Here is a 23,507-nt window from a genome sequence, read left to right on the forward strand (position 1 = left end):
CCCCTACAGAAGTGGCGGAACATCACGACGGGTGAGAAACCATGAATACGGCAATACAACCGGGCTACAAACAAACCGAAGTCGGCGTAATCCCCGAAGATTGGCATACCGTTCCGCTTGGTCAAGTTGTGACATTTCAACGTGGGTATGATTTACCGCATCGGCTTAGAAAAAATGGAGATGTTCCACTAGTTAGTTCTGCTGGTGTAACTGACCGACATTGCACTGCAATGGCTCAACCACCGGGTGTCGTAACTGGTCGATACGGCACAATTGGTGAGATATTTTTTATTAACGAACCATTTTGGCCATTAAACACAACACTTTACGTTCGAGATTTTCATGGTAATGACGAGCGATTCATTTACTACCTATTGAAACCGTTTGATTTCGCCTCTTTTAGTGGAAAAAGTGGTGTGCCCGGCGTTAATCGCAATGATTTACACGCTGAAATGGTATCTCTTCCTATAAATATAACTGAACAAACCGCCATCGCCTCCGCCCTCTCCGACATGGATGCCCTGCTGGACGGTCTTGACCGCCTCATCACCAAAAAGCGCAACCTCAAACAAGCCGCCATGCAGCAGCTTCTCACGGGCAAAACTCGATTAGCGGGATTTGAGGGGGAGTGGGAGGTGAGGCGGTTGGGGGACTTGCTGACTATCTGTCATGGGAAAAGCCAGAAAGATGTTGAAACTATTGATGGTGCTTACCCAATACTAGCCACTGGTGGGCAAATAGGTACAGCTTCTCGCGCTCTTTATGATCAGCCATCGGTACTAATTGGACGTAAAGGCACAATTAATCAGCCTCAATATATGGATACGCCATTTTGGACGGTAGACACTCTTTTCTATTCGATTTTGAAGAATAATAGACATTATCTATAAATAATTTTTATCGAAAAGTTTTTAAAACTTTCAATAGATTGGATTTCGCATGGAGTTTCTCAGGTTGTGTAGTCCGCAAGCAATTTCCATAATCTGATCATCAAAGTCATCTTTTAAATTACGAGCCACTTGCAAAATTACATTTTCAGCGTGAACCTTCCTTCATCTGAAGGAAAAAAGAAGTGTGGGCTGCCGTTTTCGGCGATAATAGAAGCGTCAAAACAACCATTAAGCCCACGCTATGAATTCTACCGAACGCGCCCTGATTGCACAACGCTGGAGTTTGCTGCAAATTGAAATACTACCTTGCTTCAATGATGCCTTTGGCACATTGACCCCCAAGCTTGAAAAACTCATTCACGTACTGGAGCTGACGCGCATTGAAGATTTTGTGCGCTCTTTTCGTGATGGGTCTGGACGGCCAGCGACGGAGCGATCTTGGTTTGCCAATGCTTTTGTCGCCAAAAGCGTGCTCAATATTGTCAATACGCGAGCACTCATTGACCGGCTGCAAAACGATCGCTCCCTGCGACGCATCTGCGGGTTTCCCCTGACCAAGAAACTGCCTTCCGAATCCACCTTTTCACGTGCCTTCGCTGAATTTGCTGAACAGCGTTTAGCGGAACGTGTGCATGAAACGTTGGTGAAAACGTATTTGGGCGATGCGCTGATCGGCCACCTGTGTCGGGATTCAACAGCCATTGAGGCACGTGAACGGCCTGTTGCCGAGGAAAAGCCAAAGAAAAAACAAGGGCAAACACGGATTCAGCGCCAACGGGAACAGTCACTTCAGCAAGCACTCGATGAGATACCGGTTCAGTGTAACCGGGGGACGAAGAAGAATGCCCAAGGCTACAAGCACAGTTGGAACGGCTACAAACTGCATATCGATACCGCCGATTGTGGTGTCCCGATAGCAGCCATTCTGTCTTCCGCCTCCTTTCACGACAGCGGGGCAGCCATCCCACTCTCTCAAATCAGTGCCCAACGTGTCACCAGTCTCTACGACCTGATGGATGCAGCCTATTGCAGTGCTGATTTGCACGAATACAGCCGTCATCTGGGGCATGTCCCTCTGATTGATCACAATCCTCGCGGCGGACAGAAAGAAGCGTTTGAACCTGCTGATGCCGAGCGTTACAAAATTCGCAGCACCGTAGAACGAACCAATGCCCGCCTGAAGGATGAATTTGGTGGTCGGAATGTGTGGGTGCAAGGCGCACAAAAAGTTTACAGCCACCTGATGTTTGGGATTTTGGTGTTGAGTGCTGATCAACTGATGCGTGTCTTGTTATAAGGCGACTGGTTTTGAAAAAACACGGGAAGACTGACTGAAAAACAGGAGCAGTCGCATTGGTATGGGTGAAATTTAGCAAAAGTTACGGTAAAACTGAAAAAGCTCAGGTTTCGTTGGTCAAATTGAGTAAAAAATCGGCTGAATATGCGGCGTTCGGTCAATGCTGAAAATTGAGCAACTCAGTTTGTCGGATTTTGCAAGTCGCTCTTACGGTACACATCTTTCAGGCATCGGCAGCGTTTAATACCACTGATGATATGTTCAACGACTACCCTGCGGGCAGAAATTTGACGGTTTTCTTCTTTTTCTTGTGGGGTCAGACATTTATTCCGTGGCTTCTTTTTTGGCTCAATGACGGTGACACCTTTTCCCATGTCAGCCCCCTTGAAGCCTAAATCACGTAAAATCACAGAACCCTCCGGTAATTGGGTCTGCTCCTCATCGGCAATTTTCTTGTCATGCTTCTTGCCTGAGTGAGTATCCCCTAAGTATTTGATATGTCTGTCAGCACAGCCAACGATGACATTGTTTTTAACCGTATGGGCTTTTTTTTACCACTATAGTATTCACGCTGAACATCATTATCCACAGGGCGCTGGATTCTCCGCTCTGTTCCGTCAATAATCAATTCCTGTTGCCCTTCTTCTGCTAGCCGTTCCATTAATTCTGAGGATAGTCGAATGGGCTTATGTCCCATGTTATCCAATGCACTTTGTAATACGGGACACAAGCGGTGTATCCAGTGGTTTGCCACACTTTGGGGAAGATCAAATGAATACGCCAGCACTTCTTGTAAAGGATAGGTCTTCAGGTAAAACAGAATGAAAAACAGTTTGTCTTCTATTAATGCCAGTTTCCCATCAGAACGACCCCGCGTCTCATCAACACGTTTGCCCCGGGCGTGTAGGTCAGTTTGGTAAGCTGCACTGAACCGTTCGAGCAAACCCAAAAACTCCTTAACGTTGAGACTGGTCATGGCAACAAATGCCTTTTCATTGGATTTCAATGCGTTAAAGCTGTACTCCGCCATGCCGTTAGTCCCTACTCTAGGCTATTATTACTGTCAGGAATTTACACTCTGGCTGTGTATCTTGCCATTGATAATTATTATCTATATATTTCAGTTTTTTATAGATAATGTCTAATAATAATGCAAAGTTTCTTTACTACCGATTCTGTTTAATTGATTGGATGCAGTTCAATGAAGCATCTGGCGTTCCAAGTCTCAACGCTAGAACGATTGAAAGCATAACCATTAAAACACCATTACCTGAAGAACAAGAAGCGATTGCGGCGGTGCTTTCGGATATGGATGCGGAGATTGCGGCGTTGGAGCAGCGGCGCACGAAGACGCGGGACATTAAGCAGGGGATGATGCAGGAGTTGCTGACGGGGAGGACGCGGCTGGTATGAGTACCTATCAACCCCCTTTCAGCCTCAACCACGCCATGCTATCCAAAGTCGCAGACATCGCCGAATTGCTAGGGCAATGGAAACAAGCCAGCCGCGCAGGGCTTGTCCCACAACTGCGCCGTGGCAACCGCATCCGCACCATCCAAGCCTCGCTAGCCATCGAACAAAACACCCTCATCCTGAGCCACTGGCAGCCGATGCTGGCGTATTTGCCCGTTGAAACCGTCATCAAAAGTCGCCAAGAAACCTATTACCGCGTCTTGGGTGAAGCGGATGCCGCCGCCGATTGCAGTGGTTTCATCCTGTTTATGCTGGATGCCCTCGCGGAAGCCCTCAACCAAGCCATTGAAAGCCAACGGCACACCACCACTTCGGTAGAAAATGCGGTAAAAACTTCGGTAAAAACGCCCGAAGCCCTGCTACTATTGCTACGCCAGCACCCCACGTTAACCCTCAGCGAAGCAGCAAACCACCTCGGTCTTTCGGTACGTGCCATTGAAATGGCGAGTGCCAAACTGGTCAAAGCGGGAAAACTGCAACATATCGGCTCGAAAAAAGGCGGTCATTGGGAGGTCACACCATGAGTTCAATCCGCACTGAACGCACGACCCAAAACCGCGTCGCCAAACGCTTCACTGACCCATCACACCCTGAATGGCTCGGTTATCGCCACCTCGGCAACTGGCAATATCGCGCCAATAACCGTCCGATTGAACCGGTGTTATTGCAGGAAAACCTGAAACAACGCGGCTATTCAGATGCCCACATCAACGCCGCTCTCCACAAGCTGGAAATCGCCGCCGACACCACCGGCATTACCCTTTACCAAGCCAACCTCGCCACCTACCAACTGCTGCGCTACGGTGTCGCGGTGCAAATCGCCATCGGGCAACCCCATGAAACTGTTCACCTGATCGACTGGGACAACCCCAGTAACAACGATTTCGCCCTCGCCGAAGAAGTCACCCTCAAAGGCGGTGCGGAACGTCGCCCCGACATCGTGCTCTACCTCAACGGTATCGCGGTTGCAATCATTGAACTCAAGCGCACCTCGGTGGACATCGCCGAAGCCGTCAACCAACTCGTCACCAACCAACAAGCACAATTCAACCAAGGCTTTTTCAGCACCGTGCAACTGGTGTTGGCAGGCAACGACGTACAAGGTTTGCGTTATGGCACGGTCGGCACACCCGAAACCTTTTTCGTGCAATGGTTTCAATCCACGCCCCTAGGGGCGAATTTGGAAGAAGTTACGTCTCTCCCAAATTCAGTGTATCCCCCTGAAAGGGGAGGTTTCAACCAAAAGATTTCTGATGAAACCGGCGGGCAAGCCGATGGCAATCTCAACACAGGCGACTTACTCGATATTCCACTCGCACAACTGTGCCACCCGACGCGCTTGCTCGACATTATCCAGCATTTCGTAATCTTTGACGGCGGGCAAAAGAAAGTGCCGCGCCCGCACCAGTTTTTCGGCATTAAAGCGGCGCAAGAGCGCATCCGCCAACGCATCGGCGGCTACATCTGGCACACCCAAGGCAGTGGCAAAAGCATCCTCATGGTATTACTCGCCAAATGGTTGCTGGAATATGACCCCGCCGCCCGTATCCTCATCATCACCGACCGCGACGAGTTGGATAAACAGATTGTCAATGTGATGCGCAATGCAGGCGTGATCGGGACAAATGCCCCGTCGCCACGCATTACCTCACGCGCCGAATTCGTGGAAAAACTCACCGCCAGTACCCCGCGCTTACTATGTGCGCTGATCCACAAATTCGAGCCAGACCTCAAGGGCGAACCGCCACGGGTGCATGGGCGTTTTTACGTATTCGTGGATGAATGCCACCGCACCCAAGGTGGCGACATGAACAAACAGATGAAAGAGCGTTGGCTAAAAGACGCCATTTTCATCGGTTTTACCGGTACGCCATTATTGCGGCGTGAAAAGAAAACCACCGATGCGGTGTTCGGCGCACCGATTCATTGCTACAAGTTCCACCAAGGGGTTGCCGACAAGGTAGTGCTAGACCTCAAATACGAAGCGCGGAAAGTGCCGCAACGCCTCACTTCACAGAAAAAAATCGACGCATGGTTTGACCAAAACACCCAAAACCTCAATAACTTCCAGAAAGCGGTACTGCGTAAACGCTGGGCAAACATGGAAGCCTTAATGAGTGCAGGCGAACGCAAACAACGCATTATTGCCAGCATTATCGAAGATTTCGGTCTAAAGCCCCGCTTGAACAATGATCGTGGCACGGCGTTGTTAGTTGCCGCGTCGATTTACGATGCTTGCCATTATTTCCGCTTGTTCCAAAACACCAACTTCGGCTCGTATTGCGGCATTATCACCTCTTACGCACCGTTGGAGAGTGCGATTTCCAAAGAGTCGCTGAAAAGCGACGAACGTTACAAATACGACACCTACAAGCAGTATGTGCTGAAAGATTTCCCCACCACCGAGAAATACGAAACCGAACTCAAACGCCGTTTTATCGAAGAGCCTGCCAATTGCAAGCTGCTGATTGTGGTGAGCAAATTGCTCACGGGCTTTGATGCGCCATCCTGCACTTATATCTATCTGGACAATGAGCTGCGCGACCACAACCTGTTCCAAGCTATTTGCCGCACCAACCGGCTGGACGGTGACGATAAGCCGTTCGGTTATGTGGTTGATTTCAAAGAGCTGTTTGGCGATGTGCAACAAGCGATAGCGGTTTACAGTTCCGACGAATTAGAGCCGGATGAAAACGGCACGGATGGCAATAATGTCCAGCTTGATGGTTGGCTGAAAGCAGGCAAAACCGCGCTGGATACGGCATGGCAAGCCTTGCATTACCTGTGCGACCCCGTATTGCCCCCGCGTGAAACCGAGCAATACATCCGCTACTTCTGCGGCAATGCCAACGACCCGAATGCTTTGCTGGAAACCGAAGCCTTGCGCATTCCGTTCTACAAAGCTGTGGCAACCTTTGTGCGGGCGTTCGCTGCCATTTCCCAAGATTTGGCAGAAGCGGGTTAATAACAGTTAGTATAAAAGTTGTACCTAATTATCCAAATATCATCAAAATGGGTAACTTTGTCGTTACTCAACAGTCGTGACATTCCCCCAAAACCAAGCATGATGTTAGGCAGCAGCCTTACTGAACTGCTGTTTTAACACCTTGATTATGGGTATTTTCCCGCTGTTAGCGGTTCATGTTTGCCTATCATCGTCCTCATCGCCGTTGACGGCCGCGTTAATTCGCCACCAGAAGGCTTTGGGGGGAGAGCGCAGTAATTGCCGTGCCAGTAGTGGTGCTAAAATCTGTCGCACGGTGTTCTCGGAAGGCAATTCACGGGAACGGGTGCGCAAATACAAGACCTGCTGCTTCCAAAGCCCCTCATGGTACTTGAGGGAAAACAGTTGTAGCAAACCGGTGGCGATGCAGGCACACAACACAAAGGTTTCCATTGCCTGCCAGCAGGCCACCACCGTGGGGAGGTGCTGTGCTTGGGGGGCTTTGAGATGCCGATTGGCGGTAGGTCGCCGGGAATGGCGCGGCAGGTAACGGCTCCAGAAGTGGAAGCGGAATGCGCCCATGGTATTTTTCAGGGCATCAAACAAGGTTTCAATCCGGGTGCGTCGGCAGTACAGGGTGAGGATGGTTTCCGCGTCCAGCACCAAATCCGAACACATCAGCAGGATGGGGCCACGGGAAGTGACTGCCCAGACAAATTGCAGCGGCTGCCCTAACGGTTTCCACCACAGGGTATGGGACATCAGGCGTACCGACTCCTCCTTGCCATAAATGCACAGGGTCACTTCACGGAAAAAATCAGCATGGTCAAAGGCTTCCCACAACACCAGCTTCATCCCGTACTGGCGTTGCCGCCCACGCCTTCCCGGCGGTTTGGGTGGCGCAGGGAAGTAGGCCACGTAGTTCTTTTTAGCGCGGGTGATGACCTGCACCAGTGGTTGTTGTAACGCCACCGACCAAACCGAGCGTGCCAGCCGGAACACCGAAGCCGTGGCAAAGAACGCATCCAGCACCAGCCACACCGGGCGGTCATTCACCTGCGCAAACGACAACGCCATCTGCACCACCCGTGTCCCCAGTTTGAGTGTCGGGTCGTTAGCATCCTCTTCCCCCAAATGCCGAAACCCCTGATGGATTTGCAAACTCAGCGGCAGGCAGAAACAGGCGGACAGGCTCCCCACCAACAACCCCACGGCTCCCCAACACTGCCCCCGGAAATAGTCCGGTTTGCTTTGGGTTTCCGAGGTTTCCCGCAAGGAAACGACCCCCGGCATCCGCCCACCATCCTTAACCACATGGGTATGGTCGCCCAGCACCACCAAACGCCCCGCCACCTCAACCAGCGGCGCATGGGACAACACCCACCGCTGCCAGCTCGCCCGTAACCGCTCAGGATGGTAAGACCCGGCACGAAAAAAATGGAGCAACCGATGGTAGCCCCGTTCATCCGATAACCAGTAACGGCACATCGACGTGACCCCGCTCATCTCGGTCGCCGCTAAAAAGCTCAGGATGATGGCGCAAAACAATAGCCATGCTCGCTGGCGCGAAAATTCACTTTTAAAGTGGTGAAGGCTCTGGTATAGATCAACTAGCATGATGTCCCTTGGATAATAGGTCGCTGGTAACGCCTACTCTAAGGGATTTCGTGCTGCTTGGGGGAATGGGGAGAACTTATGACTGTTGAGAAACAGTTGAGGGGTTGTATACTTTGCCCGTGAATAGCTGTTGAATAATGAGAAGCCCTCAAGCAAAGTACGGCTGTTATTGGCAACCGGTCGTCCTTTCCATGATCCAGATAGACTTCAGCGAATCCGATCAAACCGCCTTGAATGAGGGGCGTTACCGCCATGCCCACCCTCGCGTCCGCCAACGGATGGAAGTGTTGTGGCTAAAAAGCCAGGGAATGGCGCATGGGGACATTGAACGGCTGGCACAGGTGAGTTCAACGACGGTCACCCGTTATTTGAAACGTTACCAACAAGGTGGGATCGCTGCCTTGGAACAACTGGATTTCCGTCGCCCAACCCGCCGGTTGGAACCTTTCCGTGAGCCCCTGAAGAAACATTTTGAGAAGCATCCACCGACCCGGATCAGTCAGGCGATCGCTGATATACAGCGCTTAACCGGCCTTGAACTCAAGCGGGAAGCCGTGCGGCTATTCCTGCATGACTTGGGTTTGTCCGTCAGGAAGGTGGGGATGATACCGGCGAAAGCCGACCCTGCTGCCCAGGAGACTTTTAAAAAAAGAGCTGGAGCCGCGTCTTGAGGAGGCCAAGGCCGGAAAACGCGCCGTTTTCTTTGTCGACGCCGCCCATTTTGTCCTGGCCCCGTTTCTGGGGTTCCTGTGGTGTTTCACCCGGCTGTTCATCCGCGCCCCTGCCGGACGCCAGCGCTACAATGTCCTCGGTGCGTTGAATGCAGTCACCCATGAACTGGTCACCGTGACCAATGACAGTTACATCAACTCCCAAAGTGTTTGTCAGTTGCTTCGGCAAATCAAGGCATTGGCCCTGGATGTCCCGGTGACCTTGGTGATGGACAATGCCCGTTACCAGCGCTGTAGCCTGGTACAAACATTCGCCCAAACACTCGGGATCGAACTGTTGTTCCTACCCGCTTATTCCCCCAACCTGAACCTGATTGAGCGCCTCTGGAAGTTTGTGAAGAAGGAATGCCTGTATTCACGTTACCATGAAAACTTTACCGCGTTTGCGCAGGCCATTGATGCCTGTTTGGCACAAACCCACACTACGCATAAAAAAGCCTTGGACTCCTTGCTGACTCTCAACTTTCAGACCTTTGAGGAATCTGCAATTATGGGCGGTTGAAGTATAACCCAAGGTTGGGAATGCAGATGCGGCAACCGTCAAGGCTGAACTGGTCGTTGGTGAGGGTGAAACTGTCGCGGCTTTTGCCTTTCTTTTTGAATTGCGGGTACTTGGCTCGCCCCGCAAAGAAGTTCTTGAAAGCTGCACCGAGTTGGATAATCGCCATTTGCGGGGCGTTTTTGGTGACTTCCAGCATCCAGGGGAATTGTTCGCGTTTGATGGCGTTCAATTGGCGGCGCAAGCCCATTTGGTTGGGTTTTGGCTGGGTGTTATCGTCTTTCCATGCGGCGTATTGGGTTTGCCATTCTGCCAACGCCCAGTTGTAGGCGAACCGTGCTGTACCAGCGGCTTTCGCCAAGTACGTCGCTTGCTTATGGTTGGGGTCAAGGCGGATTTTGTGGCTGATGATCATGGCAAACAGAATGCAGCACGGTGTGATAGTTGTCTAGTCATCCGTGCTTTTGCTGCTATACCTTACAGCGTCAAGACCTGAACATTTTTAAAGGTTTGAAAATTTGTTGTCATCAACTGGGTCAGTTCTTTCTTGTGATCGGTATCCAGCTTGTCGAGACAGTTGGTGATGGCCGCCTTGAAAGCGGGAAACTTATCATAGTATTTCGAGTACAAGCATTTTTTCTTGACGAACTTCCACAACCGTTCAATCAGATTGAGGTTGGGTGAATAGGTCGGTAAAAATAATAGTTCAATATTGAGCCTTTTCGCACAGGCAAACACGGCTTCACAGCGTTGATACTTGGCATTATCCAAGACCAAAGTGATCGGTATTTTGAGTGCTAACGCTGCAATTTTTTCCAATAATTCACACACGCTGTTAGCGTTGATATAGGAGTCGTTAGTGATCGTGATGAGTTGTAGCGTTATCGCATTGAGTGCGCCCAATACGTTGTAGCGTTGTCGACCACAGGGGGCTTTGATGAATACGCGGGAAAATGACCACAAAAACCCCAGAAACGGTGCTAACACGAAGTGGGCGGCATCGACAAAAAAAGGGCGCGTTTGCCCTCCTTAGCCTCCTGAATGCGCGGTTTTAGTTCATTTTCCAGGAACTTTTCTTGTGCTTCCACATCAGCTTTGGCGGGTATCATCCCCACTTTATGGATGTCCATCCCTATTTTCTTCATAAAGACACGTACCCTGTCCTCACTGCGTTTGATGCCTGTCAGCTCCTCAATCTTAGCGGCTGCCGCCTTGCTGGTTGCGGGGGGATATTCACGAAAATAGGCTTCAATCTTGTCTTTATATGCCATCAAATCACTCTGTGGTTTATTGAATCGTATTTCTTTAAGAGCTTCTAAACCGTTAGGTTGTAGGTAGGCGTTTAGGTAGGCAAGCAGCGTGGCTTCTGTAATCCTTTCCAATCGTTTGATTTCCTTATGCGTCAACTGTTGGGATTTCAGGTACAGCACGGACATTTTCTTACGGACTCTGGGATGAGGATGGCGCTCCTTCCAGTAGAACAGCTCCGCTATCTCATCCTCAGTGAAAGTGATTTTTAATGTCATACATTACTCATGGCTGCTTTTGTTACCAGTCATCTAACCATATTTCCCTGATCAAAAAAACTATTTTATGGCACGGACTGGTATATCTTTTACGGATAAACGGCACTACGCTTTTATAAACCTAACCAAAATGATAAAGTTTGAATAGATTTAGATAGATTTTATGGAAACTGTTTCAAACCCTCAATGGTCTGGCTATCGACTTTTGGTCACTCTTGAGTATGGAATGGGTCGACACGGATAAATTCGGTCTCTGATTCCGTTGCGCCATCAAACAAGGGCATGTCAACCTTACCATTAAGTAATAACGAGCAATCGAAAACCATGAGCATTCCACCTTCGCTAACGTAGAATGAATGCATTGTTAAGCTAGATCACCTTGGTGACGCTGCTATAATGCGTACAACCCTAAAACAACGAGGAAGGTCTACATGCCCACTATTTTGATTACCGGTGCGAATCGCGGTATCGGCTTGGAATTGGTTCGCCAGTATGCGGCGGATGGCTGGAATGTCTTGGCTTGCTGCCGTTCACCCGAAAATGCTCACGATCTGAATAAATTAGCCCAGCATTCCAACGGTCATATCACCCTGCACCTGCTGGATGTTACCCAAGCGGCTCAACGTGCCGCACTTGCTGCTCAACTCAAGGGGCAAGCCATCGACATCTTATTCAATAGCGCGGGCGTATCAGGCAGTTGGAGCAGCCAAGGTTTCGGGCAGTGCCAGGAAAAGGAATGGCTAGACGTGCTGCATATCAACGTCGTTACCCCGATGCTGATGATGCAAGACTTTGCGGCGAACGTTGCCCTTAGCGAGCGTAAAATCATTGCCAATATGAGCAGTAAAATGGGCAGTATTGCGGATAACACCTCCGGTGGTAGTTACTTGTACCGCTCCAGCAAAGCCGCATTGAATATGGTCAACAAGAGCGCCGCGCATGATTTGGCACGCAAGGGAATTGCTGTGGTGGCCTTACACCCCGGTTGGGTAAGAACAGACATGGGCGGCCCCAACGGTGAATTGTCCGTCGAAGAATCGGTTGCTGCCTTGAAACGCAATCTTGCCAACGTCACCTTTGCCGACTCAGGGCGTTTGATCGACATCGACGGCAGCACTATCCCGTGGTAGCCGAAACACCGAATCCGGCATCGCCAGCAGCGGACAAACGCCATCGCTTGCTGGTGATTTTTGAGCGTTTATTGCCATTGGTCGACAGTGTTGCCGACAAAGTGCGTTTTGCTGCTTTATTGGGAATGGGGCTGGATGTGTGGATTTTTATCTGGTTATTTTTTCTCAAAGGCACATCGCTAACCAGTGCACTCATCGTGGCTGGCGTGGTGTTACTGCCGCTATTGATCTTATTGCGTTTCTGGTGGGCATTGGAAGAACTGAAAGACTTGCCCACTATCGCCGGGCAAATGCTGGATGATGCCCAAGGTGAAATCACTGAAACCGTACAGGGTATCCGTGCAGGACAGGTACAGAAATTGGGTTTCCTCAGCTCTGCGAAAAGTTTGTGGAGCATCGGCTCACTCGCTGGTGAAGCGCGTGAACTGATTGGCTCCTACTTGAGCATCGGGACATTGGTAAATCCCTTCTCTCTGATACTCGGCGTGCTATCGCTGTTATTTGTTTTATTGTTAGGTGTGGTGGGTTTTGTGTTACTCATACTGGCATTTTTCTGATAGTCGGTAGTTTTTTGGCGACTGTTAGTTATTGACTACAAAAAAACTAATTACGAAATCTTTTTTATATATTTTTATAAATAAAAACATGCTGCTAACATCATTAGCATGAAAGATCACGATTACCTTGCCTTAGATGGTCACTCGATGCATGTTTTCCTGACCGTACTGGAACAGGGTTCGATTGCGAGTGCCGCCAATAAATTGGGAATTACGAAAACCGTCATTGGTCAGTGCCTTACCAAGTTGCGGTCAGTATTTCAAGATCCGTTATTCGTGCGTACCGGTGGGCAAGAAATTGTTGCCACGGCACGCGCCGAAAACTTGGGAGAACGAATGCGGGTGGTGCTGTCAGAAATGCAGCAGTTGACCGCTACGCCCGTTTTCAAACCTCAGCAGGCAGTGCTGCATTTCACGGTGGGAACCAACCATTTTCTGCGTGACATCGTGTTACCCGACTTGTATCGGCAAGTGGCAACAGAGGTTAGCGAGTTTTCCTTGCAGACCATCACCGCCGAAGCCCCGTCGCTGGCGTTATTACGCACGGGCAAAGCGGATGTGTTGTTGTCCCCCGTCGCACCAGAGGGGGTTGATATTCTCTACAAACGTTTATTCATCGACCAATCCCGCTGTTTTTTTGATAGCAATGCACGCGAAGCGCCACGCACCTTAGCCGACTTTCGTCAAGCCCGCTACATCGGCTTGCATCTGCCGGAAGGACAACAACGTAACGGGTCAATCGCAGCACCCATCTTGCGGGAATTGGAACAACAAGTTGCCGTGCGTGTTCCCAATGTGTGGGATATGGCGAGTTTTATGCGGGGCAGTGATTTACTGGCTATCGCGCCGAGCATGTTGCGTATCGAGGCATTAGCAGAATTTTCGGTCATAATACCGCCTTTCAATCTCCCTCCCGTGCCGCTTTTCATGTTATGGCACACACGCCATCAAAGCGACTCCGCGCAACAATGGCTACGCACCCAATTAGAAACAGCCGTCACCCATATCATGCAACGTGCCAAAGGTTTTAAAACCTAGTCGTCTTAAAGGCGGTGTTACCGTTACAATACGAGCCGTTAAGCATGACTCCCACAGTAAACAGGATCCCCCGATGACCACCAGCATTGCACGCATTGGCATTTTGACCATTTCTGATCGCGCCAGCCGTGGTGAATACGAAGATAAAGGTGGCCCTGCTATCCAAGCATGGTTTAGCCGGGTACTCACCAGCCCTTGGGAGGCCGTTGCACGGGTGATCCCCGATGAACAACCCGACATTGAAGCCGCCTTATGTGAACTCAGTGACCAAGAAGGTTGCAGCCTCATCGTGACCACCGGCGGCACAGGGCCTGCCTTACGTGATGTAACTCCGGAAGCCACTGAAGCCGTGTGTAGCAAAATGATGCCCGGTTTTGGTGAGCTGATGCGTTCTGCCTCCTTGCAGTTTGTACCGACCGCCATTCTATCGCGTCAAACAGCCGGTATTCGCGGGCGTAGCCTGATCGTCAACCTACCGGGCAAACCCTCTGCGATTGATGATTGCCTGCAAGCCGTGTTTCCTGCCATCCCGTACTGCTTAGATTTGATCGAAGCAGCCTACCTGACATCCGCCCCTGAACACTGCAAAGCCTTTCGCCCGGCGCACGCTAAGCCACGGTAAAACTCAAAGGGGTGGGGCAATCCACGCATTTCCACCGTTTATCCCACCACTTACCAATCCACGCAGTATTTTCAGTAGAATCAGACAAGTCTTCACCCAAAACCGTGGAATTGTATGCGCGTAGGTTTGCTTGCTCTGCTTTTAGCACTGGGTTTATCCGTCATTTCAGCTCAAGCTGACATTTACCGCTGGGTGGATGCTGCCGGTAATACGGTGTATGGCGATACCCCACCGAAACAAAGTGCCGCTAAACCGGTGGATTTGCCCTTGCTAACCATAGCCGATAGCCCAACGCCCGCACCAACCGCCAAGCCTGAAACCCCCGTTGAAGAAACAGAGGAAGCCTATTCTGACTTCAAGATCACCTCTCCCGGCGCTGATGAAGCCATTCGTGCCAATGAAGGCAATATCAACGTGACGGTCTCACTGAAACCACAGTTAAAACCTGGTGATGGCGTGTCACTCTACCTGGACTCCAAGCAAGTAGCTTCCGGCGCAACACTTTCCTTTGCACTGACCGAAGTGGATCGCGGTGAACACAGTGTGTTTGCAGTCTTAAATGATGCCGAAGGTAATATTATCCAAAACACTGAGCCAGTTAAATTCAGCCTACTGCGGCATTCAGCGTTACTGCCCCTGTAACGCTTTATTGCAACGCTGGTTGCATTGATGCGTCGTAACGCATTTTGCTGTATTCTTCGCGCTTGTTTTACCCTACTGACAGACCCTGAAGCTTCATGACACTACTCCCCGGATCAACCATCGGAATGCTCGGTGGCGGGCAACTCGGACGCATGTTCACCGTCGCCGCTCGTACTCTCGGCTACCGCGTGATTATCCTCGAACCGGATTTTCACAGCCCCGCTGCGCAATTGTCGGACGATCACATTATTGCCGCTTACGATGATGAAGCCGCATTGGCAGCATTTGGTAAACGCAGCGATGTGATCACCACTGAATTTGAGAATATTCCCGCACAAACACTGGAATTCCTCGCGCACTATGCACCAGTACGCCCCTCCGCCCATGCTGTGAAAATGGCGCAGGATCGGATCGTGGAAAAAGAATTTGTGCAGGCGTGTGGCTTGCAGCCTGTGCCATTTGTGGCGATTCGCACCGCAGCGGATATTGCCGCCGCAACCGACAGCATCCAATTCCCCGCTATTCTCAAAACCGCCCGCATGGGTTACGACGGCAAGGGTCAAGTAACTGTGCATTCGGTTGCCGAAGCGCAAGCCGCGTTTGCCCAATTGCAGCGTGTGGCATGTGTGCTGGAACAGCGGGTGGAATTGGAACGCGAAATTTCGGTCATTCTCGCCCGCAGTGTTGACGGCGATGTGCGTTGTTTCCCCGTTGCCGAGAACGAACACCGCAATGGTATTTTGCACCAAAGCATTGTACCAGCGCGGATTGATGTAGCAGTCGCCGACGATGCTCAAGCCGCCGCCACACGCATGGCGGACAAGCTGGATTTCGTTGGCGTGATGGCGGTGGAATTCTTCGTCACCCGCCAAGGCGAGTTGCTGATTAATGAAATGGCACCACGCACGCACAACAGCGGGCATTACACACTGGATGCTTGCATCACATCACAGTTTGAACAGCAAGTACGCATGGTCTGCGAATTGCCATTCGGCGCAACCGACCTGCTGTCACCCGTGGTAATGGTCAATATGCTCGGCGATTTGTGGCACGGTACTCAGCCTAATTGGTTGGCATTGCTGCAAAGTGCGAATACCAAGCTACACTTGTACGGCAAACACGAAGCCCGCCCTGCTCGCAAAATGGGGCATTACTGCACACTTGCTAAGCAATTGGATGATGCATTAATAGAAGCAGGCCATATTTTTCAACAATTGCAATAAGGAACGCACCACATGGACATTAATACTCTGGTACTTAAGGTACACGCAATTATCGCACTGTTGTCAGTTGTGATTTATTTGATTCGGGGCGTATGGATGCTCACCAATAACCCAGCAGTGACAAGCAAAGCGGCATTGGCGAGTGCCTCACTGTCGATGTTAATTTTATTGGGCACAGGTTTGTGGCTGGCATTTGTCAGCACTACACATGGCGTGGATAATTTTGTCATTATCAAAGCGGTGGGCTTGATTGCTTACGTTGTGCTGGGTGTGATTGCGTTGAAACCCGGTTTGAGTAAAGTGGCCGCTATTGTGTTGTGGTTAGCAGGTCTGGCGGCCTTTGCTTATACCTTCCTGTATGCGAAAAACCTTGCACCGGCTATCCTCTAATGGCAGATATTCCTTACACCAAAAGCTTGCGTGACGATATTCGTTTTGACGCTGAGTTATGCGGGCAGCCGTTCACGTTTCTGTCGACCTGGGGGATTTTTTCCCCGCGTGAAATTGATGACGGCACGGATTTGCTGCTGAAATACCTGAAAATCAACCCGACCGATGATTGTTTCGATCTTGGTTGCGGTTACGGCCCAGTCGGTTTGGTGATGGCGAAACTCGCTCCCCAAGGTCAAACCCTGATGGTCGATAAAGATTTCATGGCAGTGGAGTACGCCAATCGCAATGCGGGTGTGAATAAGCTCGCCAATGCGCGGGCTATGTTGAGTAACGGTTTCCAGCACATCGACAAAGATGCCCGCTTTGATGTGATTGCTTCCAATATTCCTGCCAAAGTCGGCAAAGAAATGATGAGCATTTTGCTGCATGATATGAAACATCACCTAAAACCGGGCGGAAGGGTGTATTTGGTCACGATCAACGGCTTGCGTGAATACATGAAACGTAATTTGAAAGAAGTCTTCGGGAATTTCGATAAGCTCAAGCAAGGGCAGGCGTATACGGTGTCGTATGCGGAGAAGCACAAATAGCGTAGAGGATACCAGCGCAAAAAAACGCCCGCCGATAATGAAACCGGCAGGCGCGACCACTGCCGTAGAGACGCAAAATCTTGCGTTTCTATACTTTGCCCGTGAATAGCTGTTGAATAATGAGAAGCCCTCAAGCAAAGTACGGCTGTTATTGGCAACCGGTCGTCCTTTCCATGATCCAGATAGACTTCAGCGAATCCGATCAAACCGCCTTGAATGAGGGGCGTTACCGCCATGCCCACCCTCGCGTCCGCCAACGGATGGAAGTGTTGTGGCTAAAAAGCCAGGGAATGGCGCATGGGGACATTGAACGGCTGGCACAGGTGAGTTCAACGACGGTCACCCGTTATTTGAAACGTTACCAACAAGGTGGGATCGCTGCCTTGGAACAACTGGATTTCCGTCGCCCAACCCGCCGGTTGGAACCTTTCCGTGAGCCCCTGAAGAAACATTTTGAGAAGCATCCACCGACCCGGATCAGTCAGGCGATCGCTGATATACAGCGCTTAACCGGCCTTGAACTCAAGCGGGAAGCCGTGCGGCTATTCCTGCATGACTTGGGTTTGTCCGTCAGGAAGGTGGGGATGATACCGGCGAAAGCCGACCCTGCTGCCCAGGAGACTTTTAAAAAAAGAGCTGGAGCCGCGTCTTGAGGAGGCCAAGGCCGGAAAACGCGCCGTTTTCTTTGTCGACGCCGCCCATTTTGTCCTGGCCCCGTTTCTGGGGTTCCTGTGGTGTTTCACCCGGCTGTTCATCCGCGCCCCTGCCGGACGCCAGCGCTACAATGTCCTCGGTGCGTTGAATGCAGTCACCCATGAACTGGTCACCGTGACCAATGACAGTTACATCAACTCCCAAAGTGTTTGTCAGTTGCTTCGGCAAATCAAGGCATTGGCCCTGGATGTCCCGGTGACCTTGGTGATGGACAATGCCCGTTACCAGCGCTGTAGCCTGGTACAAACATTCGCCCAAACACTCGGGATCGAACTGTTGTTCCTACCCGCTTATTCCCCCAACCTGAACCTGATTGAGCGCCTCTGGAAGTTTGTGAAGAAGGAATGCCTGTATTCACGTTACCATGAAAACTTTACCGCGTTTGCGCAGGCCATTGATGCCTGTTTGGCACAAACCCACACTACGCATAAAAAAGCCTTGGACTCCTTGCTGACTCTCAACTTTCAGACCTTTGAGGAATCTGCAATTATGGGCGGTTGAAGTATAATTATCCGCAATGGCATACACAAATGCGCTTGGTTCACGGTCAAAACCGTCTGGTTCAGCGCCTTGTTTGTCGGTATAGGGCCAGTATTTTTCATCTGGCACACCACATAGTACTTTTTTGCAGGTAATCTCATTGATTCATTACCTCAGAATACGACCAGCCAACCTTCTTCCCGTGCCTGTATTTTGGTATAGCTGACACCGTGTACTTTGATACCAGTGTTATCCAACAGGGTAATAAGCCCGCCGGAATTGCCCAGTTTCACCCCTGCCCCCAGTTGCACGCTGATTGTCCCGTGGGCAGGCAGTCTGCCCGACAATGGGCATTTGCGCTTTTGCTGGTCGGCAATCTGCCAGCCGCTCAGGTCAATGGCTTGCGGTGAGGGGTTGAGCAGCAACACGGTTTCCACTTCCGGGTCTGGTCCGGCGGGGTTCACCATCGCTGCAATGATGCGCACCTGCTTGTCTGTGATTTGGTCGTCATCCTCCTCAATCGTATGACCGGTTTGGTCATCCGTATGCCAAGACTGTGACTGGAATGCCAGAAAGACGCCCACCCATTGCCGGGTGGAAGGGAAGTGGAACAGCAAGCCGCCGTCCTGCCACACCCCATCATCCTTGCGGTAAGCGGCGTCGTTGCCTTGGTTCATGTGGATGTCATGGACGCCATTGCCGGGCTTGAAACCGAAAATTTTGTCCTTCAGATCCTGTTCTGGTCCCCAGCGTTCACCAAAGGCGAACACCTGAGCATCCTGCTCACTGATGGCTCGTGCCACCAAGTGTTCGATCCGGTCGTTCAGGTCATTGCTGGGGCCTGGCAGGTTGTGGGGCAGCGTGCGCATCCCGTCTTTGTCGAACAGGTTGCCGCGCACAAAATCCAGTGCTACACCGCCTGCTTGGGAGGGAACCAGAGTGAAGCCTTCTGCCAACCCCGCCAGCCGATTCAGGATCGGGTGTTCAAAGGGGTCAGCAACGAGGTAGAGCAATTCTGGCTTGTCGCCTTTGGATTTGACGTTGACCGCCAGACGGTAGTCCACGCCTGCGCTGCGCACCTTAACCTGATAGTGGGGAGTGTCCTCACCATCCTCACGTTTTCCGGCGGTGGCTTTGCCCACCAACACCCCATATTGTTTCAAAGACATTGTGTTGTACCTCGTCTGGCTCGTTGATATGTCATGCAAACGGATCATGGCTTGCCATAACCCACTCATCCCGTTGAAGTTCAGGCGCACAGTGGATTCGGGGGCCTGTACCGTACCCACAACCTTGTCTGGATGCAGCCCGTGGGTACGATAAAACCCGACGATGAAACTTTGCTCTTCCACTGGGCATTTCCCACCTGCCGGATGAAAACGAATAGGGTTAGACTACAGGAGAGCGGGTGGGGGTATTAGGAGTTTGTTGCACGGGGTTGGTAGTTTTTTGCAGGTATTTTACGCCCTGCTTCTGTATTTGCATGACGCTGGCGTTTTGCTAGTAGGTAGGTTACAGCGGAAAATGGAGCAAGGTGCAAGAGCTTCTCAACTGTCGTGACATTCCCCCAAAACCAAGCATGATGTTAGGCAGCAGCCTTACTGAACTGCTGTTTTAACACCTTGATTATGGGTATTTTCCCGCTGTTAGCGGTTCATGTTTGCCTATCATCGTCCTCATCGCCGTTGACGGCCGCGTTAATTCGCCACCAGAAGGCTTTGGGGGGAGAGCGCAGTAATTGCCGTGCCAGTAGTGGTGCTAAAATCTGTCGCACGGTGTTCTCGGAAGGCAATTCACGGGAACGGGTGCGCAAATACAAGACCTGCTGCTTCCAAAGCCCCTCATGGTACTTGAGGGAAAACAGTTGTAGCAAACCGGTGGCGATGCAGGCACACAACACAAAGGTTTCCATTGCCTGCCAGCAGGCCACCACCGTGGGGAGGTGCTGTGCTTGGGGGGCTTTGAGATGCCGATTGGCGGTAGGTCGCCGGGAATGGCGCGGCAGGTAACGGCTCCAGAAGTGGAAGCGGAATGCGCCCATGGTATTTTTCAGGGCATCAAACAAGGTTTCAATCCGGGTGCGTCGGCAGTACAGGGTGAGGATGGTTTCCGCGTCCAGCACCAAATCCGAACACATCAGCAGGATGGGGCCACGGGAAGTGACTGCCCAGACAAATTGCAGCGGCTGCCCTAACGGTTTCCACCACAGGGTATGGGACATCAGGCGTACCGACTCCTCCTTGCCATAAATGCACAGGGTCACTTCACGGAAAAAATCAGCATGGTCAAAGGCTTCCCACAACACCAGCTTCATCCCGTACTGGCGTTGCCGCCCACGCCTTCCCGGCGGTTTGGGTGGCGCAGGGAAGTAGGCCACATAGTTCTTTTTACTCAACAGTCATAAGTTCTCCCCATTCCCCCAAGCAGCACGAAATCCCTTAGAGTAGGCGTTACCAGCGACCTATTATCCAAGGGACATCATGCTAGTTGATCTATACCAGAGCCTTCACCACTTTAAAAGTGAATTTTCGCGCCAGCGAGCATGGCTATTGTTTTGCGCCATCATCCTGAGCTTTTTAGCGGCGACCGAGATGAGCGGGGTCACGTCGATGTGCCGTTACTGGTTATCGGATGAACGGGGCTACCATCGGTTGCTCCATTTTTTTCGTGCCGGGTCTTACCATCCTGAGCGGTTACGGGCGAGCTGGCAGCGGTGGGTGTTGTCCCATGCGCCGCTGGTTGAGGTGGCGGGGCGTTTGGTGGTGCTGGGCGACCATACCCATGTGGTTAAGGATGGTGGGCGGATGCCGGGGGTCGTTTCCTTGCGGGAAACCTCGGAAACCCAAAGCAAACCGGACTATTTCCGGGGGCAGTGTTGGGGAGCCGTGGGGTTGTTGGTGGGGAGCCTGTCCGCCTGTTTCTGCCTGCCGCTGAGTTTGCAAATCCATCAGGGGTTTCGGCATTTGGGGGAAGAGGATGCTAACGACCCGACACTCAAACTGGGGACACGGGTGGTGCAGATGGCGTTGTCGTTTGCGCAGGTGAATGACCGCCCGGTGTGGCTGGTGCTGGATGCGTTCTTTGCCACGGCTTCGGTGTTCCGGCTGGCACGCTCGGTTTGGTCGGTGGCGTTACAACAACCACTGGTGCAGGTCATCACCCGCGCTAAAAAGAACTATGTGGCCTACTTCCCTGCGCCACCCAAACCGCCGGGAAGGCGTGGGCGGCAACGCCAGTACGGGATGAAGCTGGTGTTGTGGGAAGCCTTTGACCATGCTGATTTTTTCCGTGAAGTGACCCTGTGCATTTATGGCAAGGAGGAGTCGGTACGCCTGATTGATGTGTTCGGATTTGGTGCTGGACGCGGAAACCATCCTCACCCTGTACTGCCGACGCACCCGGATTGAAACCTTGTTTGATGCCCTGAAAAATACCATGGGCGCATTCCGCTTCCACTTCTGGAGCCGTTACCTGCCGCGCCATTCCCGGCGACCTACCGCCAATCGGCATCTCAAAGCCCCCCAAGCACAGCACCTCCCCACGGTGGTGGCCTGCTGGCAGGCAATGGAAACCTTTGTGTTGTGTGCCTGCATCGCCACCGGTTTGCTACAACTGTTTTCCCTCAAGTACCATGAGGGGCTGTGGAAGCAGCAGGTCTTGTATTTGCGCACCCGTTCCCGTGAATTGCCTTCCGAGAACACCGTGCGACAGATTTTAGCACCACTACTGGCACGGCAATTACTGCGCTCTCCCCCCAAAGCCTTCTGGTGGCGAATTAACGCGGCCGTCAACGGCGATGAGGACGATGATAGGCAAACATGAACCGCTAACAGCGGGAAAATACCCATAATCAAGGTGTTAAAACAGCAGTTCAGTAAGGCTGCTGCCTAACATCATGCTTGGTTTTGGGGGAATGTCACGACTGTTGAGATTTATTAATGGATTGAGTGAAATCTATTGATTTATTAATAAATAGATTTTTTTTATTATTATCGATAAGTAAATTGAGCTTGATTATTTGCTAAATTGATCTATCATTAATTGTGGTAGTAGATAACTATCTTGTTTTGTTAATTTAATTGATCAAAGCGAAAAGGAGTAATTTATGTTCAAGTCATCTTTAGTTGCTGTGTTGTTTGTTGTTGCTGCATCACCTGCTTTTGCCTCTGATACTATGCCAGAGATTCTGTCCTCTGTTCCATCTGCTTCAGTAGCAGTGCTTTCTCAAGCTGAAGCTGCCAATACTCGTGGTGAGTTTTATTGGTATAACTTGGTTAGCGGAGTCTCTACACAGACGCAAACTAATAGTGTGATCCGTCTGCCAGAACATCTGAATCAAGATGTATGGAAAACTATCGTGGATTCTATGGAGGTCAAGCCATCAGGCAAGATTATCTATAGCGCCTACTAATTTTATCTATAGATGAACTTTGCAAGAAATACTAGTTGAGTATTTTTAAGTCACTATTAAGTTTGATGACGTCGATGTCTTCTAGGAGATAGCGACTTAGTCAGCTTGAGAGTGTTTTGTTGGTTTGTGTGTTGTGTAGTCTGTAGATACCTTGTTGAATAGGTTTAGAAGTTTTAATGCAGGGCAATCGCTTGAAAGTTTGGTGGTGAATTCAAGATCAAACCAACAAACGCGTCCTCCCGACGGCCAAATCATCGGCATCGCTGACAGGTATCGCAGGCGCAAACCAACTGGTTAAACCCAGTTGCCCGTATTGCCCCAAACGGGCAGCCGGTATTTGCTCTTTATGCAATACCAGCCCTACCTCCCAATTCAACTCATCCCCCAGATAATTCCTGACAATTGCACCCAGCAACTGCAAATTGGGTTTCCCCGGCAATAACCCCTCATACTCTGCCAGATTCATCGGCCCCAAACGGATGCGAAATTTGTATTGCCGCTGCCAACTGTATTGCCCCAACACCGTATCAACCCCCAACTGGGTTCCCAACGGCCTGCCCAAGCAAGACTGGCTTTCTGCCGGAATCGCCAACCATTCCCCGGCAAACTCCTCAATCTGTGACGGTACGTGAAAAAATGCCTTGAGTAAGGCCAGCAAACCACTGGCATGACGCCCTTGCCCCCCCAGATAAGCCGCAAAATAGCGTTTGCTGTCATCCGGCATGGCATG

General features: G+C 51.0%; 23 protein-coding genes and 3 pseudogenes. 18 read left to right on the forward strand and 8 right to left on the reverse strand.

Annotation, left to right across the window (positions count from 1 at the left end; all coding sequences use genetic code 11):
- Positions 1-41 precede the first annotated feature (41 nt).
- Together QJT81_21755 and QJT81_21760 are read left to right on the forward strand one after the other, a co-directional pair.
- Positions 42-890 carry a restriction endonuclease subunit S gene (locus tag QJT81_21755; protein WGZ94368.1) on the forward strand — a complete coding sequence of 283 codons (849 nt, stop codon included), beginning with the start codon at positions 42-44 and terminating at the stop codon, positions 888-890.
- Positions 891-1,131: 241 nt separating this feature from the next.
- Positions 1,132-2,187 carry a transposase gene (locus QJT81_21760; GenBank protein ID WGZ94369.1) on the forward strand — a complete coding sequence of 352 codons (1,056 nt, stop codon included), beginning with the start codon at positions 1,132-1,134 and terminating at the stop codon, positions 2,185-2,187.
- Between the two features lie 179 nt (positions 2,188-2,366).
- Here the strand turns inward: QJT81_21760 and QJT81_21765 are convergent, their stop codons facing one another.
- Together QJT81_21765 and QJT81_21770 are read right to left on the reverse strand one after the other, a co-directional pair.
- On the reverse strand, positions 2,367-2,684 hold the full coding sequence (locus QJT81_21765; protein WGZ96526.1) for a transposase family protein: 318 nt from the start codon (positions 2,682-2,684) through the stop codon (positions 2,367-2,369).
- The gene (locus QJT81_21770; protein ID WGZ94370.1) at positions 2,672-3,217 is read right to left on the reverse strand and encodes a transposase; all 546 of its coding nucleotides are present in this window, start codon (positions 3,215-3,217) and stop codon (positions 2,672-2,674) included. Before QJT81_21770 ends, QJT81_21765 begins: the two co-directional genes overlap by 13 nt.
- Positions 3,218-3,324: 107 nt before the next feature.
- On the opposite strand from QJT81_21770, the gene QJT81_21775 reads away from it, so the two are divergent.
- The 3 genes from QJT81_21775 to QJT81_21785 are packed head-to-tail and all read left to right on the forward strand — an operon-like array spanning position 3,325 to position 6,625.
- A complete protein-coding gene (locus QJT81_21775; protein ID WGZ94371.1) occupies positions 3,325-3,600 on the forward strand; it encodes a restriction endonuclease subunit S in 276 nt (91 codons plus the stop codon).
- Positions 3,597-4,184 (forward strand): hypothetical protein, encoded by a 588-nt coding sequence (locus tag QJT81_21780; GenBank protein WGZ94372.1) that lies wholly within the window; start codon positions 3,597-3,599, stop codon positions 4,182-4,184. Before QJT81_21775 ends, QJT81_21780 begins: the two co-directional genes overlap by 4 nt.
- Positions 4,181-6,625, forward strand: a complete 2,445-nt coding sequence (locus tag QJT81_21785; GenBank protein WGZ94373.1) for an HsdR family type I site-specific deoxyribonuclease — start codon at positions 4,181-4,183, stop codon at positions 6,623-6,625. The genes QJT81_21780 and QJT81_21785 overlap by 4 nt, the downstream gene beginning before the upstream one ends.
- A gap of 174 nt (positions 6,626-6,799) precedes the next feature.
- Here the strand turns inward: QJT81_21785 and QJT81_21790 are convergent, their stop codons facing one another.
- Positions 6,800-8,221, reverse strand: a complete 1,422-nt coding sequence (locus QJT81_21790; protein ID WGZ94374.1) for a transposase — start codon at positions 8,219-8,221, stop codon at positions 6,800-6,802.
- A 191-nt stretch (positions 8,222-8,412) separates the two neighbouring features.
- Between QJT81_21790 and QJT81_21795 the strand changes: the two are divergent.
- Positions 8,413-9,454 (forward strand): annotated as a pseudogene (locus QJT81_21795) (IS630 family transposase).
- On the opposite strand, the gene QJT81_21800 reads toward QJT81_21795, so the two are convergent.
- Together QJT81_21800 and QJT81_21805 are read right to left on the reverse strand one after the other, a co-directional pair.
- On the reverse strand, positions 9,441-9,866 hold the full coding sequence (locus tag QJT81_21800; GenBank protein WGZ94375.1) for a transposase: 426 nt from the start codon (positions 9,864-9,866) through the stop codon (positions 9,441-9,443). The pseudogene QJT81_21795 and the gene QJT81_21800 sit on opposite strands and share 14 nt — an antisense overlap.
- Positions 9,867-9,928: 62 nt before the next feature.
- Positions 9,929-10,977 (reverse strand): annotated as a pseudogene (locus tag QJT81_21805) (IS630 family transposase).
- A gap of 431 nt (positions 10,978-11,408) precedes the next feature.
- Here QJT81_21805 and QJT81_21810 point away from each other — a divergent pair.
- The 9 genes and pseudogenes from QJT81_21810 (at position 11,409) to QJT81_21850 (ending at position 18,387) form a co-directional block, all read left to right on the forward strand.
- On the forward strand, positions 11,409-12,107 hold the full coding sequence (locus QJT81_21810) for an SDR family oxidoreductase (GenBank protein ID WGZ94376.1): 699 nt from the start codon (positions 11,409-11,411) through the stop codon (positions 12,105-12,107).
- Positions 12,101-12,664 carry a hypothetical protein gene (locus tag QJT81_21815; protein ID WGZ94377.1) on the forward strand — a complete coding sequence of 188 codons (564 nt, stop codon included), beginning with the start codon at positions 12,101-12,103 and terminating at the stop codon, positions 12,662-12,664. The genes QJT81_21810 and QJT81_21815 overlap by 7 nt, the downstream gene beginning before the upstream one ends.
- Positions 12,665-12,772: 108 nt before the next feature.
- Positions 12,773-13,702, forward strand: coding sequence for a LysR family transcriptional regulator (locus QJT81_21820; protein ID WGZ94378.1), 930 nt, complete (start codon positions 12,773-12,775; stop codon positions 13,700-13,702).
- Positions 13,703-13,775: 73 nt separating this feature from the next.
- Positions 13,776-14,324 (forward strand): molybdopterin adenylyltransferase, encoded by a 549-nt coding sequence (mog, locus tag QJT81_21825; protein ID WGZ94379.1) that lies wholly within the window; start codon positions 13,776-13,778, stop codon positions 14,322-14,324.
- A gap of 114 nt (positions 14,325-14,438) precedes the next feature.
- Positions 14,439-14,966, forward strand: a complete 528-nt coding sequence (locus QJT81_21830; protein ID WGZ94380.1) for a DUF4124 domain-containing protein — start codon at positions 14,439-14,441, stop codon at positions 14,964-14,966.
- 95 nt (positions 14,967-15,061) lie between these two features.
- A complete protein-coding gene (locus QJT81_21835; GenBank protein ID WGZ94381.1) occupies positions 15,062-16,189 on the forward strand; it encodes a 5-(carboxyamino)imidazole ribonucleotide synthase in 1,128 nt (375 codons plus the stop codon).
- 12 nt (positions 16,190-16,201) lie between these two features.
- Complete coding sequence (locus QJT81_21840) at positions 16,202-16,579, forward strand: SirB2 family protein (protein WGZ94382.1); 378 nt, start codon at positions 16,202-16,204, stop codon at positions 16,577-16,579.
- Positions 16,579-17,172 (forward strand): methyltransferase, encoded by a 594-nt coding sequence (locus tag QJT81_21845; GenBank protein WGZ94383.1) that lies wholly within the window; start codon positions 16,579-16,581, stop codon positions 17,170-17,172. The genes QJT81_21840 and QJT81_21845 overlap by 1 nt, the downstream gene beginning before the upstream one ends.
- Before the next feature lie 173 nt (positions 17,173-17,345).
- A pseudogene (locus tag QJT81_21850) lies at positions 17,346-18,387 on the forward strand (IS630 family transposase).
- A gap of 152 nt (positions 18,388-18,539) precedes the next feature.
- Here the strand turns inward: QJT81_21850 and QJT81_21855 are convergent.
- Positions 18,540-19,718 carry a DUF2278 family protein gene (locus QJT81_21855; GenBank protein ID WGZ94384.1) on the reverse strand — a complete coding sequence of 393 codons (1,179 nt, stop codon included), beginning with the start codon at positions 19,716-19,718 and terminating at the stop codon, positions 18,540-18,542.
- 302 nt (positions 19,719-20,020) lie between these two features.
- Complete coding sequence (locus QJT81_21860) at positions 20,021-20,761, reverse strand: hypothetical protein (GenBank protein WGZ94385.1); 741 nt, start codon at positions 20,759-20,761, stop codon at positions 20,021-20,023.
- Positions 20,762-20,846: 85 nt separating this feature from the next.
- Here QJT81_21860 and QJT81_21865 point away from each other — a divergent pair, with 85 nt between their 5' ends.
- The 3 genes from QJT81_21865 (at position 20,847) to QJT81_21875 (ending at position 22,777) form a co-directional block, all read left to right on the forward strand.
- Complete coding sequence (locus QJT81_21865) at positions 20,847-21,773, forward strand: transposase (protein WGZ94386.1); 927 nt, start codon at positions 20,847-20,849, stop codon at positions 21,771-21,773.
- Positions 21,703-22,188, forward strand: a complete 486-nt coding sequence (locus QJT81_21870) for a hypothetical protein (protein WGZ94387.1) — start codon at positions 21,703-21,705, stop codon at positions 22,186-22,188. The genes QJT81_21865 and QJT81_21870 overlap by 71 nt, the downstream gene beginning before the upstream one ends.
- Positions 22,189-22,471: 283 nt before the next feature.
- Entirely contained in the window at positions 22,472-22,777 is a 306-nt protein-coding gene (locus tag QJT81_21875; GenBank protein ID WGZ94388.1) for a hypothetical protein, read from the forward strand.
- 217 nt (positions 22,778-22,994) lie between these two features.
- Here the strand turns inward: QJT81_21875 and tssG are convergent, their stop codons facing one another.
- Positions 22,995-23,501: a type VI secretion system baseplate subunit TssG gene (gene tssG, locus QJT81_21880; GenBank protein ID WGZ94389.1), complete on the reverse strand. Its 507-nt coding sequence runs from the start codon at positions 23,499-23,501 to the stop codon at positions 22,995-22,997.
- Between the last annotated feature and the right edge of the window lie 6 nt (positions 23,502-23,507).

Source organism: Candidatus Thiothrix putei (assembly GCA_029972225.1).
In the GTDB taxonomy this organism is placed as follows: domain Bacteria; phylum Pseudomonadota; class Gammaproteobacteria; order Thiotrichales; family Thiotrichaceae; genus Thiothrix; species Thiothrix putei.

Bases quoted from the DNA above. Each gene is read 5' to 3' on its own strand.
- QJT81_21755 (WGZ94368.1), top strand. From the start codon at position 42: ATGAATACGGCAATACAACCGGGCTACAAACAAACCGAAGTCGGCGTA.
- QJT81_21760 (WGZ94369.1), top strand. From the start codon at position 1,132: ATGAATTCTACCGAACGCGCCCTGATTGCACAACGCTGGAGTTTGCTG.
- QJT81_21770 (WGZ94370.1), bottom strand. From the start codon at position 3,217: ATGGCGGAGTACAGCTTTAACGCATTGAAATCCAATGAAAAGGCATTT.
- QJT81_21775 (WGZ94371.1), top strand. From the start codon at position 3,325: ATGTCTAATAATAATGCAAAGTTTCTTTACTACCGATTCTGTTTAATT.
- QJT81_21780 (WGZ94372.1), top strand. From the start codon at position 3,597: ATGAGTACCTATCAACCCCCTTTCAGCCTCAACCACGCCATGCTATCC.
- QJT81_21785 (WGZ94373.1), top strand. From the start codon at position 4,181: ATGAGTTCAATCCGCACTGAACGCACGACCCAAAACCGCGTCGCCAAA.
- QJT81_21790 (WGZ94374.1), bottom strand. From the start codon at position 8,221: ATGCTAGTTGATCTATACCAGAGCCTTCACCACTTTAAAAGTGAATTT.
- QJT81_21800 (WGZ94375.1), bottom strand. From the start codon at position 9,866: ATGATCATCAGCCACAAAATCCGCCTTGACCCCAACCATAAGCAAGCG.
- QJT81_21810 (WGZ94376.1), top strand. From the start codon at position 11,409: ATGCCCACTATTTTGATTACCGGTGCGAATCGCGGTATCGGCTTGGAA.
- QJT81_21820 (WGZ94378.1), top strand. From the start codon at position 12,773: ATGAAAGATCACGATTACCTTGCCTTAGATGGTCACTCGATGCATGTT.
- mog (WGZ94379.1), top strand. From the start codon at position 13,776: ATGACCACCAGCATTGCACGCATTGGCATTTTGACCATTTCTGATCGC.
- QJT81_21830 (WGZ94380.1), top strand. From the start codon at position 14,439: ATGCGCGTAGGTTTGCTTGCTCTGCTTTTAGCACTGGGTTTATCCGTC.
- QJT81_21835 (WGZ94381.1), top strand. From the start codon at position 15,062: ATGACACTACTCCCCGGATCAACCATCGGAATGCTCGGTGGCGGGCAA.
- QJT81_21840 (WGZ94382.1), top strand. From the start codon at position 16,202: ATGGACATTAATACTCTGGTACTTAAGGTACACGCAATTATCGCACTG.
- QJT81_21845 (WGZ94383.1), top strand. From the start codon at position 16,579: ATGGCAGATATTCCTTACACCAAAAGCTTGCGTGACGATATTCGTTTT.
- QJT81_21865 (WGZ94386.1), top strand. From the start codon at position 20,847: ATGCTAGTTGATCTATACCAGAGCCTTCACCACTTTAAAAGTGAATTT.
- QJT81_21875 (WGZ94388.1), top strand. From the start codon at position 22,472: ATGTTCAAGTCATCTTTAGTTGCTGTGTTGTTTGTTGTTGCTGCATCA.
- tssG (WGZ94389.1), bottom strand. From the start codon at position 23,501: ATGCCGGATGACAGCAAACGCTATTTTGCGGCTTATCTGGGGGGGCAA.